Consider the following 11,585-nt stretch of genomic DNA (forward strand, 5'->3'; position numbering starts at 1 on the left):
GTGGCCATGTCGGAAGCGGTCGGTCGGCACGTCGTCGTGGGGGTCGAGCCGGGTCAGGCGGTCCTCGTGCTGCAGCACGCGGCGGCCTTCGCGCGGCGCTTCGACGCCCGGTTGGTGTGCGCGTACGCGGACGAGAGCCGGTACGCGGTCGAGGAGCGCGAGGACGGCACGGTCGTGTCCCTGCCGATCGACCCCGATCTCGCGGACGGTCCCCCTCCCGCGTTCGATGCGGGCCTCCGGGCACGGATCGCGGAAGCCCTGGCCGGCGAGGGCATCCCATGGGAGACGCGCTACCTCGTCGGCAGCCCGGCGGATGCGCTCGCCGATCTCGCCGCGCGGCTGGACGCCGCGATGATCGTCGTCGGCTCCCGCGAGTCCGGCACCCGCGGCTCGGTCCGGGAGTTCTTCAACGGCTCGATCGCCGCCCGCCTCAGCCACCGTCAGCCCCGGCCGGTCGTGGTGGTGCCCGTCGCCCCGGTGACGCGCGACGACCGCCTCCCCTGGCTTCCCGGAGAGTGACGCGCGCTCACCGCACGCCCTGCTCCTGCAGCCACAGCTCGAGGACCGCCGCCTGCCAGAGGGAGCTCGCGCCGCTGCGCGGCAGGCGGTCGTCCGGATGCTCGAGCAGTGCGTCGATGTACTCCCGGCGGAACACCCCGCGCTCGCGTGCCTCCGGCGCGGTCAGCGCATCCCGGGCGAAGTCCAGGAACGGACCCTCGAGGTGCACCAGCGCCGGCACCGGGAAGTAGCCCTTCGGCCGGTCGACGAGCCCCTCCGGCAGCACCTCGCGGCCGATGTCCTTGAGGATGCCCTTCCCGCCCTGTGCCGCCTTGAGCTCGGGCGGGCAGGCGGCGGCCAGCGCGACGAGGTCCTGGTCGAGGAACGGCACGCGGGCCTCGAGGCCCCACGCCATCGTCATGCTGTCGACGCGCTTGACCGGGTCGTCGATCATCAGCAGATGCGTGTCCGCGCGCAGCACGGCGTCGAGGGCCTCGTCGGCGCCGTCCCGTCCGAGCTCCTCGCGCATCAGCTCGCCGCTCGCGTCGAAGCCGGGCAGCCGCTCGGGCTGCAGGATCCGCGCGAGCTCGGCGTGGGAGCGGTCGAGGAAGGAGCCGGTGAAGGCGTCCGCGGCCGCGTCGCGGGGAGCCGATGCCGCCGGCTGGTGGTACCCGTAGCCCGCGAAGACCTCGTCCGCGCCCTGGCCCGACTGCACGACGCGGAGGTGCTCGGACACCGCCTGCGAGAGCAGGTAGAAGGCCGTCACGTCATGGCTCGACATCGGCTCGGTCATCGCCCGGATCGCCTCCGGCAGCGCGGGCAGGAGCTCGGCGCCGTCGATGCGGAGGCGCTCGTGCCGGGTGCCGTAGGCCGCGGCGACGATGTCGGAGAACTCGAACTCGTCGCCGGCGACCCCGCCAGCGCCTTCGAAGCCGATGCTGAAGGTGCGCGGCGTCTCGGCGCCCTCCTCGGCGAGCAGGGCGACGAGAAGACTCGAGTCCAGGCCGCCGGACAGCAGCACGCCGACCGGGACGTCCGCGACGAGCCGCCTCCGGACGGCGGTGCGGAGCGCATCCCGGATCGCCTCGCGCCAGTCCTCGCCGCTCCAGTCCGCGCGCTCCGGGTCTCGCGTGTAGGAGGGCTCCCAGTAGACGGTGTCGCGCTGCCGCCCGTCGGCCTCGATCACCCGCACGGTCGCCGCGGGCAGCTTGCTGACACCACGGAGGATGGTGCGCGGCGCGGGGACGATCGAGTGCATCGTCAGGTAGTGGTGCAGCGCCGCCTCGTCGAGCTCGGTGTCCACCCCGCCGGCCGCGAGCAGTGCGGGGAGGGTGGAGGCGAACCGCAGGGCGCCGGGGCGCTCCGTGAGGTAGATCGGCTTGATGCCGAGCCGATCGCGGGCGAGGACCACCCGCTTGCGGCGCACGTCGACGATCGCCACCGCGAACATCCCGACCAGGTGGTGCACGAAGTCCTCGCCCCAGCGGGAGTAGGCCTTCAGCACGACCTCGGTGTCGCTCGTCGAGGTGAACCGGTACTCCCCCTCGAGCTCACGGCGCAGCTCGTGGTGGTTGTAGATGCAGCCGTTGAACACGAGGCTGAGCCCAAGCTCGTCGTCGACGAACGGCTGAGCGCCGTCGGACGAGAGGTCGATCACCTTGAGCCGGCGATGGCCGAGCGCCACCCAGCCGCCGTCCCAGCCGCCGCCGCCGTCCGGGCCGCGGCGCTCCAGCTCGGCGGTCATCCGGGAGACGGCACCGAGGTCGGCCCGTCCCCCGGAGAACACGATGTCTCCGGCGATTCCGCACATCCTCGGGCTCCTCTGGGCTCGCGCCCACAGGGCGCTCTTCCACTGAAGCCCCCCGCCGGGGGCATGTCAGCCCCTTGACTTCCCGCCCGCGGCGGAGGCGGGCCGGTCAGATGCGGCCGGGCGCTCCCGAGAGGACGCGGACGAAGTCGGCGAGGAACGCCTCCCGGTCGACGTCGAGCACGACGTGGGTGTCGGGCGCCGGGGTCGTCTCCCAGCTGACGGGCAGGCCGTTCGCGGTCCGCATGAGATGCGCGCGGGTGGCGAAACCGTCGGTCGTGATGTTGACGGGGCCGCGCTCGGACTTCGTGATCCACTCCGGCTGCACGAGCAGCGCGGCGGCGAGCCCGTCGTGGGCCGGCGAGACGCGGCGGCCCCACGCCACCTGGTAGAAGTCCATGTAGGCCTCGAGCACCTGGGCCGAGAAGGTCCCCCACTTCGTGCCGGCGCGGTGCAGCGCCTGCACCGCCTGCTCGTCGACGATCGTGCCGGCCGTGACGTTGACGCCGACCATCACGAGCTCGCGACGCGGGGACGCGAAGACCCGCGCCGCGGCGATCGCGTCGTTGTGGATGTTCGCGTCCACCATCTGCACGACGCCGAGCGGCGGGAACGGCCCGGAGCCGCCCATGATCACGACCGAGCGGAACAGGGTCAGCAGGTTCGGCTCGATCTCGAGCGCGATGCCGAGGTTCGTGAGCGGCCCCACCGGCAGCAGGTCGTAGTAGCCGGGGCGGGACCGGCCGAGCTCGACGAGCAGCTCCGCCGAGCTCAGGGAGGACATGTTCTTCGGGGCGATGGGCTCCGACCACAGGTCGCCGAGCCCGTCGGCGCCGTGCACGTGCGCGGCGATCCGCGGCTCCCCGTCGATCGGCCCCGCCGCCCCGCGAGCGACGAGGGTGTCATCGAGGCCCGCGACCTCGAGGACCCGGGCGATGTTGATCAGGGCGGAGTCGACGGTCGTGTTGCCGTAGACGCTGGTGATGGCCGAGATCTCGACGTCGGGGCGGCCCGCCAGGTAGAGCAGGGCGAGGGCGTCGTCGATGCCCGTGTCGGTGTCGAGGATGACGTGGCGGAGCGAGGCGTCGGTCATGGCGTCTTTCTGTCGGAGCGCGGAGCGAGGATCAGGACGGGAGGGCGCGCTTCGAGCCGAAGCGCAGGCGGGTGGCGACCAGCACGAGCAGGGTGATCGCGTACGGCGCCGCATCGGTGAGCTGCTGCGGGGCGCCGAGGCCCTGCAGCCGGAAGCCGAACGCCTCCGCGGCGCCGAAGCCGAGGCACGCCACGGGCAGCCACAGCGGCCGGTTCAGCACGAGCATCACGGCGGCGACGGCGATCCAGCCGCGCCCCGCCGTCATGTTCTCGGTGAAGACGGTGACGTTGCCGAGGGCCAGCTGCGCGCCCGCGAGACCGCAGAGCGCGCCGCCGGCGACGGTCGTCCACGTCTGCGTGCGGGCCACGTCGACGCCGAGGCTCGCGGCCGCCTCCGGGTGCTCGCCGATGCCGCGCAGGCGCAGGCCGGGAGCGGTGTTGCGCAGCCAGAGGCCCGCCGCGATGCAGAGCACGAACGCGAGGGGCACGAGCACGGTCTGCCCGCCGAAGACGGGACCGAGGACGGGGATGTCGCGCAGGAACGACATCGACGGGATGCCCTCGAGGCCGCGCGGCGCGAAGGTCCCGGACACGTCGAAGAGGACGCGCAGCAGGAAGCCCGTGAGCCCGAGCGCGAGGAGGTTCGTGCCGATCGCGATGATGATGGGGTCGGCCTTGAACCGGGCGGCGCCGACGGCGAGGACGACCGAGAACAGGGCGGTGCTGACGAGCGCGATCGCGATGCCCGCCCACGCGCTGCCCGTGTAGTAGCTGCCGGCGACGGCGGCGAAGGCCCCCCACAGCATCTGACCCTCGAGGGCGATGTTGAAGACGCCGACCTGCGCGGACAGCGCACCGGCGAGGGCGGCGTAGAGAACGGGCGTCGCGGCGAGCAGCACGGCGGCGACGAAGCCCCACTCGAGGATCTGCATCAGTGCTCGCTCCTCCCGGTCCGCCGGGCATCGAGCACGGTGCGCAGGGCGAGCACCACGATGACGACGCCCTGGAGCAGGTCGGACAGCTGCCGCGGCACATCGGCGGAGCGCTCCATCGCGGCGCCGCCGACCTGGAGCACGGCGAACAGGACGCTCGTGAGCGGGATGAGCAGCGGCCGTCCGCCCGCGAGCAGCGCGGCGGCGAAGCCGGCGAACGTGTAGCCGGGCGAGAGCAGCGCGCCGTCGATGAGCCGGTACGGCGCGGAGAGGACGATGATCGCGCCGACGATGCCGGCGGCCGCCCCGGCGGCGGCCATCGCGCCGAGGGCGAGGCGGCCGACGACGATGCCGCCGTACGCTCCGAAGCGCCGGTTCGCGCCCACCACGCGCAGCTCGTAGCCGACCGCGGTGCGCGAGTCGACGATCCAGAACACGATCATCATGGCGATGATCACGAGCAGCCCCACGTTGCTGTAGGACAGCTCGGGCAGCCGCCACATGCGCGCGTCCTCGGGCAGCTGCGCGGTCTGGGCGACGCCGGAGCCGCGCTCGGCGAGCGGATAGCGGATGAGGAACGAGACGACCGCGACGGCGACCGGCGACAGCAGCAGGGTGCTGATGATGATCGGGATCTTGAACCGGGTGGCGAGCGGGGCCGAGATGGCGCCGAACCCTCCCGCGAGCACGGCTGCGGCGAGGAGCGCGAGCGGCACCGCGAACGGGCCGGGCAGCGCGCCCGCGACGACGACGGCGGCGAGCCCGCCGAGCACCAGCTGGCCGTTGCCGCCGAGGTTGAACTCGCCCATCCGCAGCGGGATCGCCGCCGCGAGGGCCATGCCGCAGGTGAAGCCCCACACCGAGAAGGTGTAGTCGAGGCTGCCCGGCTCGAGCGCGCCCTCGAGGACCGCGGCGTAGGCGACGAGCGGGTCGAGCCCGGCCGCCGCGATGATGACCGCACCGATCAGCAGGGCGAGGACGACGGCCCCGAGCGGGACGACGGCCGGATGCCGCACGGCGACGCCGAGCAGCCGCCGGGCCGCCGCGCTGCGAGGCTCGGGAGGCGCCTCGGTTCCGGTTGACACGGTCACGACGCGGCCTCCTCGTGCTCGCCGGCCTGCCGGTGCTCGGCTGCGCCCGCCATGGCCGCTCCGATCCGCTCGGTGCTCGCGTCGGCGCGCGAGTACTCGGCCACGATCCGGCCCGCGAACATCACGAGCACCCGGTCGGCGAGGGCCTGCAGCTCCGCGATCTCGTGCGAGACGAGGAGCACGGCGCCGCCCTGGTCGCGGTAGTCGAGCAGGCGCTGGTGGATCGACTCGATCGCGCCGATGTCGACGCCCTGCGTCGGCTGCTCCGCGATGAGCACGGGCGCGTCGTGCGACAGCTCTCGAGCGATGACGACCTTCTGCGCGTTGCCGCCGGACAGGGCGCCGACGGGCAGCTTCTCGCCCGAGGTGCGGACGTCGTAGTCGGCGATGAGCCGGCGCGCCATGTCGCGCTGGGCGCGGAGGTTCAGGAAGCCGCGGCGCCAGCCGGTTGAGGCCCCGATGGGCGGGGTGCGGTGATGGCCGAGCGAGAGGTTCTCCGCGGTGCTCATGGTGACCGCGGTGCCCTCGCCCCGCCGGTCCTCGGGCACCACGGCGAGCCCGAGCGCGCGCCGGCGCCGCACGTCGAGCGACGCGAGGTCGCGGCCGAGGAGACGGATCGTGCCGGACTCGATCGGGTCGGTGCCGAGGATCGCGGCGACCACCTCGTGCTGGCCGTTGCCGGACACCCCGGCGACGCCGACGATCTCGCCGCGGCGCACCGAGAAGGAGACGTCCCGCACGCGGTGCACGCCCCGGTCGGTGACGCCGAGGCGCTCGACCTCGAGCACCACCTCGCCGGGCTCGCCCGTGCCGGGGTTGCCGACCTCGCGCACCTCGCGCCCCGTCATCGCCTGCACGAGAGCGCCGCTCGTCGCCTCGGCGGTGCGGAACCGGCCGGTCACCCGCGCGTCCCGCAGCACGGTCACCTCGTCGCTGATGGCGAGGACCTCGTGGATCTTGTGGGTGACGAGCACGACGGTCGCTCCCCCGTCCGCGGCCCGGCGGAGCACGGCGAACAGGGAGTCGACCTCGTCGGGCGTGAGCACAGCGGTCGGCTCGTCGAGGATGAGGATCTCGGCGTCGCGGTGCAGCGCCTTGAGGATCTCGACCCGCTGCCGGGCGCCGGCCGAGAGGCGGCCGACCACCGCATCCGGGTCGGTCTCGAGCCCGTACCGGTCGCTCAGCTCGCGCACGCGCGCGGCCGCGGCCTTCCTGTCGAGGGAGCCGCGCCTCGTCGGCTCGGCGCCGTACACGACGTTCTCGGCGACGGTCATGCTGTCGAAGAGCCGGAAGTGCTGGTGCACCATGCCGAGGCCCGCGGCGATCGCGTCGAGCGGCCCCCGGAAGTGCCGCTCGACGCCGTTCACGACGATGTCGCCCGAGTCCGGGCGCACGAGCCCGAACAGGATCGACATCAGCGTGGACTTGCCGGCGCCGTTCTCCCCCATCACGGCGTGGATGGTGCCGCGCCGCAGCACGAGGTCAACGCCGTCGTTCGCGACGACGGCGTCGAACCTCTTGCTGATCCCCCTCAGCTCGACTGCGGCGGAGGTCATCCGGCGGTCAGCGGGTCCTGAACCTCGAGCTCGCCGGAGACGATCTGGTCGCGCACGGCCTTGACCTGCTCGATGACGTCGGGGAAGTCGGCGATGAGGCACTGCGAGTCCTCGACGCCCTCCTCGAGGCCGGTGAGGCCGACGCCGCCCTCGGCGAGGCCGTAGGCGGTGGTGCCGCCGGTCTTGCCGTCGAGGATGTCGCCGACCGAGTTGAGCAGCGCCACGTCGACCCGCTTGATCGCGTTGTCGACCACGTTGCCGGGAGAGTCCTCGCACTGGTTGGTGTCGACGCCGAAGGCCTTGAAGCCGCCCTCCGCGGCCGCCTCGAACGCGCCGATGTTGCCGCCGGAGGCGGCCGCCTGGATGTAGTCGGCACCCGACTGGCCGAGGATGAGGGCCTGCGCCTTGGCGCGCGCCTGGTCGCCGAACGGGTTGTCGCCGCCCACGTACTGCACCGCGGTGGTCACCCCCTCGTTGACGCTCTTGGCGCCCTCGAAGAACGGGTCGATCCAGCGGTGCAGGAACGGGGTGTCGAGCGACGCGACGACGCCGACCGAGTTGGTCTCGGTCAGGAGGCCCGCCTCGACGCCCGTGAGGTAGGTGGCCTCGTACTCCTTGAAGGCGGCGGAGGTCAGGTTGTCGGCCGGCTCCTCGGGCGTGGTGTCGATGAGCAGGAACTGCTGGTCGGGGTAGTTCGCGGCGGCCTCGGTGAACTGGTCGAGGACGCTGAAGCTGACGCCGACGATGACGTCGGGCTGCTCGCGGATGGCGGCGTCCAGGTTCTGCTGGATGCTCGCCGGGTCCTCGCTCTCGTACACGTCGACGGAGGCGTTGTACTCCTCGCCGGCCTGCTCGGCACCCTCGGCGGCGAGCTGCAGGAAGTTGTTGGAGCCGATCGGCGTGGGGGTGATCAGGATGATCGACGCCTCGGTGTCGCCGCCGCTCGCGGAGTCGCCCGCGCCGCCGCCGGAGTCGGAACCGGAGCAGCCGGCGACCGTGGCGACGAGGCCGACGGCGATCGCGGCGGCACCCGCGCGTCGCGCGAATGAAGTCATGAGTGTTCCCCTTGGGATCTGTGCTGTGAGTTCGCGTGCGCAGGAGCAAGTGGCGCCGCCGCAATCAGGGTAGCCGCGGCATGTTACGGGCTCCTCACGGCGTCGTCACATTCGGTCACCGACTGGGGCGCCGAGCGCGGATCAGCGCACCGCCTGCGGGTGGCTGCGGGACAGGAGGATGACGCCCGCGATCGCCACCGTCCCGCTGAGCACCTGCGCGGCCGACGCCCATCCCGGCATGCCGGCCGCCTCGCCCAGCACCAGGACGCCGAGCGAGACCGCGACGAGCGGGTCGATGATCGTCATGCCGGCGACGATCAGGTCGACCGGGCCGGACGTGTAGGCGCTCTGCACGAAGTACTGGCTGGTCGCCGCGACCGCGATGAGCGCGACGAGTCCGACGACGGTCAGCCAGCCGAGGTCGCCGACCGAGACGCGCGTGACGACGGTCTTCGCGAGCGCCACGACGAAGCCGGACAGCACGCCGGCCGTGAGCACGTTGAGGGTCGCCGGGAACCGGCCCCGAAGCAGCACGATCCCCGCCGCGAGCACCACGGCGGCGACCCCGAGCACCGTGAGGATCTGGCCGAGATCGCTGTCGGACACGACCGAGTGCCGGGCGGTGAGCGCACCGACCGTCACGAAGGTGCCGATGCCCGCGACGCACAGCGCCATGGCGCCCACCGACGCCCACGTCAGCCGGTACGCGTGCGCGGCGGCGTTGAGCAGTGCGGTGGTGATGAGGGCGACCACGCCGAGGGGCTGGACGACGATGAGCGGCGCGAGCCGGAGGCTCAGGAGGTTGAGCGCCATCGCGGCGACCGTCAGCGAGACGCCGCCGAGCCACCGCCGGTTGCCGGGCAGTCGGAAGAGCTGGCCGAAGGTCAGAGCGCCGCGGCGAGCGCCGCGATCCTGCTCCCGCACCCCGGCGAGGCCTCGGTGCTGCAGGAAGGCGCCGAGCGCCAGCAGCACCGTGCCGAGCAGTGCCGTCAGGACGCCGATGATCGAGGTCGCGCCGAGACTCATCGGTCCTCCCCTCCGCTCGCCCCTCCACTATGCCGTCCGAGGGATGAGCGTCAGCACCGCGGCATCCGCGCCGTGCGTCCGGCGACAGACCGCGGACGGCCGCCCGCCCACCGGCTCAGGCCGGGGCTATCCTGACGGCACTCCTCGGCGAGGAGCTCGACGGCATCGCCCGCGCCGCGGGCCGCAGGAGAGGGGTGACATGGCACGACTGCTGCGGGTCGCCGGGGTGCAGGCGCCGCCGCTCCCCGTCCGGGAGGCGCTCCCCCGGTTCCGGGACGACCTCGGCGCGCTGCTCGCGGTGCATCCGGATGTCGATCTGGTGGTGTACCCCGAGCTGCACCTGTTCGGCTCCGAGGAGGAGCACCCCGACTCGCGCGTGCAGCTGCTCCGCGACTCCGCCGTCCCGCTCGACAGCGAGCTGGTCGCCTCCCTCGGCGCCCTCGCCGCAGAGCACGGGATCTGGCTGGTCCCCGGCAGCATCTGCGAGCGAGGTCCCGCGGGCGAGCTGTTCAACACGGAGCTCGTCTTCGGCCCCGACGGCGCGCTCGCCGGGCACTACCGGAAGATCTTCCCCTGGCGTCCCTACGAGCCGTACGACCCGGGCGACCGGTTCGAGGTCGTCGACGCCCCGGGCGTCGGCCGGCTCGGCCTCTCCATCTGCTACGACGCCTGGTTCCCGGAGCTGTCCCGTCACGTCGCGTGGCTGGGTGCCGAGGTCATCCTCAACGTCGTGAAGACGACCACGCCCGACCGCCGGCAGGAGCTGGTGCTCGCGCGCGCCAACGCGATCACCAATCAGGTCTTCATGGTGAGCATCAACTGCGCCGCGCCGGTCGGCGAGGGCCGCAGCCTGATCGTCGATCCGGAGGGCGAGGTGATCGTCGCATCCGACACCGCGGACCCCGAGGTGCTCGTCGCCACGATCGACCTCGACCACGTCACCGCGGTCCGCGAGCACGGGACGCAGGGACTCAACCGCCTCTGGGCTCAGTTCCGCGAGAGCGACGCCCCGATCGAGCTCCCCCTGTACTCGGGTCGCATCGACCCCGCCCGCTGGGCACCTGCCGGAGCCCCCGCACCGGCACCCGTTCCCCCGCCACCCGCCACCGCATCCGCCCCCACGGCATCCGAAGGAGACGCACCCCGATGACGACCGACGCCCGGCTCACCCGCACCCTGCGCCTGCCCTCGCTGGTGCTGTTCGGGCTCGCCTACATGACCCCGCTCATCGTGCTCGGCATCTTCGGCGTCATCGCCGAGACGACGGCCGGCGCCAGCGCGTCCGCCTACCTCGTGGCCCTCCTCGCCATGCTCTTCACGGCGTCGAGCTACGGGCGGATGGCCGCCGCCTATCCGGTCGCCGGGTCCGCGTACAGCTACGTCCGGCGGACCATCCACGAGCGGGTCGGCTTCCTCGTCGGCTGGGCGGTGCTGCTCGACTACCTGTTCCTGCCGATGGTGATCTGGCTGATCGGCGGGGCCTATCTGCAGGCGCAGTTCCCGTCCGTGCCGGCCTGGGTGTGGATCGTGGCCTTCGCCGCGATCACGACCATCCTCAACATCCTCGGCATCAGGGTCGCCGACCGCGCCAACTACCTGCTGATGGCCTTCCAGGTGCTCGTCATCGGCATCTTCGTGGCCCTCTCGCTCGGCACCGTCGTGTCCGACTCGGGCGCCGGCGGGCTGTTCGCAGCGCACCCGTTCGCCAACCCCGAGTCGAGCGTCGCCGCCGTCACCGCAGGCGCCGCGATCGCCGCCTACTCGTTCCTCGGCTTCGACGCCGTCACCACGTTCACCGAGGAGGCCGTGGACCCGCGGCGGACCGTGCCCCGGGCCATCCTGCTCGTCGCCCTGATCGGCGGGCTCGTCTTCGTCCTCGTCTCGTACACGACGCAGCTGGTCGCGCCCGGCGGCACCTTCGAGGACCCGTCGTCCGCCGCCTTCGACATCGCCGGCCGGATCGGCGGCAACCTGTTCAGCGCCATCTTCCTCGCCGGGCTCGTCATCGCCCAGTTCGCGTCGGGGCTCGCGGCCCAGGCGGCCGCGTCGCGCCTGCTCTTCGCGATGGGCCGGGACGGGGTGCTGCCGAAGCGGGTGTTCGGCGAGATCAGCCGCCGGTTCCACTCCCCCGTGGTCAACCTCGTGATCATCGGCCTCGTCGGCCTCATCGCGCTGTTCCTCGACGTGGCCACGTCGACCTCGTTCATCAACTTCGGCGCGTTCCTCGCCTTCACCATGGTGAACGTCGCGGTGATCGTCTACTTCTTCCGCCGCCGGCGCGAGGGCACGGCGCTCAACCCGGTGCTCTATCTGGTGGTGCCCGCGATCGGGGCGCTGGTCACGCTCTACCTGCTCACCCGGCTCGACTCGAACGCGATCCTGCTCGGACTCGGCTGGCTCGTCCTCGGCGTGATCGTGCTCGCCGTGGTGACGCGCGGCTTCCGCCGCAGCACCCCGGAGATCGACTACGCGGAGGTCGAGGAGACGAGCAGGGACGTGCCGCTGCGCTGAACGGGCGGCACCTCGTG

10 protein-coding genes are annotated in these 11,585 nt (G+C 72.6%); 3 read left to right on the top strand and 7 right to left on the bottom strand.

The window, feature by feature from the left end; translation table 11 throughout:
* Positions 1 to 6: 6 nt before the first annotated feature.
* Entirely contained in the window at positions 7 to 519 is a 513-nt protein-coding gene (locus tag J3P36_RS03530) for a universal stress protein (protein ID WP_210505857.1), read from the top strand.
* A gap of 7 nt (positions 520 to 526) precedes the next feature.
* On the opposite strand, the gene J3P36_RS03535 is transcribed toward J3P36_RS03530, so the two are convergent.
* The 7 genes from J3P36_RS03535 to J3P36_RS03565 all read right to left on the bottom strand — a co-directional run bounded on the left by J3P36_RS03535 (position 527) and on the right by J3P36_RS03565 (position 9,057).
* A complete protein-coding gene (locus tag J3P36_RS03535; protein WP_210505858.1) occupies positions 527 to 2,308 on the bottom strand; it encodes an N-acetylglutaminylglutamine amidotransferase in 1,782 nt (593 codons plus the stop codon).
* Positions 2,309 to 2,414: 106 nt separating this feature from the next.
* The gene (locus tag J3P36_RS03540; RefSeq protein ID WP_210505859.1) at positions 2,415 to 3,398 is read right to left on the bottom strand and encodes a nucleoside hydrolase; all 984 of its coding nucleotides are present in this window, start codon (positions 3,396 to 3,398) and stop codon (positions 2,415 to 2,417) included.
* Between the two features lie 31 nt (positions 3,399 to 3,429).
* On the bottom strand, positions 3,430 to 4,329 hold the full coding sequence (locus J3P36_RS03545; protein WP_210505860.1) for an ABC transporter permease: 900 nt from the start codon (positions 4,327 to 4,329) through the stop codon (positions 3,430 to 3,432).
* Positions 4,329 to 5,420 carry an ABC transporter permease gene (locus J3P36_RS03550; RefSeq protein WP_210505861.1) on the bottom strand — a complete coding sequence of 364 codons (1,092 nt, stop codon included), beginning with the start codon at positions 5,418 to 5,420 and terminating at the stop codon, positions 4,329 to 4,331. The genes J3P36_RS03545 and J3P36_RS03550 overlap by 1 nt, the downstream gene beginning before the upstream one ends.
* Positions 5,417 to 6,976, bottom strand: a complete 1,560-nt coding sequence (locus J3P36_RS03555; protein ID WP_210505862.1) for an ABC transporter ATP-binding protein — start codon at positions 6,974 to 6,976, stop codon at positions 5,417 to 5,419. Before J3P36_RS03555 ends, J3P36_RS03550 begins: the two co-directional genes overlap by 4 nt.
* Positions 6,973 to 8,031, bottom strand: coding sequence for a BMP family ABC transporter substrate-binding protein (locus J3P36_RS03560; protein ID WP_210505863.1), 1,059 nt, complete (start codon positions 8,029 to 8,031; stop codon positions 6,973 to 6,975). Before J3P36_RS03560 ends, J3P36_RS03555 begins: the two co-directional genes overlap by 4 nt.
* 141 nt (positions 8,032 to 8,172) lie before the next feature.
* Positions 8,173 to 9,057, bottom strand: coding sequence for a DMT family transporter (locus J3P36_RS03565; protein ID WP_210505864.1), 885 nt, complete (start codon positions 9,055 to 9,057; stop codon positions 8,173 to 8,175).
* Between the two features lie 199 nt (positions 9,058 to 9,256).
* On the opposite strand from J3P36_RS03565, the gene J3P36_RS03570 reads away from it, so the two are divergent.
* Positions 9,257 to 10,207 carry a carbon-nitrogen hydrolase family protein gene (locus J3P36_RS03570; RefSeq protein WP_210505865.1) on the top strand — a complete coding sequence of 317 codons (951 nt, stop codon included), beginning with the start codon at positions 9,257 to 9,259 and terminating at the stop codon, positions 10,205 to 10,207.
* Positions 10,204 to 11,568, top strand: coding sequence for an APC family permease (locus J3P36_RS03575; protein WP_210505866.1), 1,365 nt, complete (start codon positions 10,204 to 10,206; stop codon positions 11,566 to 11,568). The genes J3P36_RS03570 and J3P36_RS03575 overlap by 4 nt, the downstream gene beginning before the upstream one ends.
* Positions 11,569 to 11,585 lie beyond the last annotated feature (17 nt).

The sequence above is a fragment of the Naasia sp. SYSU D00057 genome (assembly GCF_017916505.1).
Taxonomy (GTDB): Bacteria; Actinomycetota; Actinomycetes; order Actinomycetales; family Microbacteriaceae; genus Naasia.

Coding starts and splice junctions, on each gene's coding strand:
- J3P36_RS03530 (WP_210505857.1), top strand. CDS start 7: ATGTCGGAAGCGGTCGGTCGGCACGTCGTCGTGGGGGTCGAGCCGGGT.
- J3P36_RS03535 (WP_210505858.1), bottom strand. CDS start 2,308: ATGTGCGGAATCGCCGGAGACATCGTGTTCTCCGGGGGACGGGCCGAC.
- J3P36_RS03540 (WP_210505859.1), bottom strand. CDS start 3,398: ATGACCGACGCCTCGCTCCGCCACGTCATCCTCGACACCGACACGGGC.
- J3P36_RS03545 (WP_210505860.1), bottom strand. CDS start 4,329: ATGCAGATCCTCGAGTGGGGCTTCGTCGCCGCCGTGCTGCTCGCCGCG.
- J3P36_RS03555 (WP_210505862.1), bottom strand. CDS start 6,976: ATGACCTCCGCCGCAGTCGAGCTGAGGGGGATCAGCAAGAGGTTCGAC.
- J3P36_RS03560 (WP_210505863.1), bottom strand. CDS start 8,031: ATGACTTCATTCGCGCGACGCGCGGGTGCCGCCGCGATCGCCGTCGGC.
- J3P36_RS03565 (WP_210505864.1), bottom strand. CDS start 9,057: ATGAGTCTCGGCGCGACCTCGATCATCGGCGTCCTGACGGCACTGCTC.
- J3P36_RS03570 (WP_210505865.1), top strand. CDS start 9,257: ATGGCACGACTGCTGCGGGTCGCCGGGGTGCAGGCGCCGCCGCTCCCC.
- J3P36_RS03575 (WP_210505866.1), top strand. CDS start 10,204: ATGACGACCGACGCCCGGCTCACCCGCACCCTGCGCCTGCCCTCGCTG.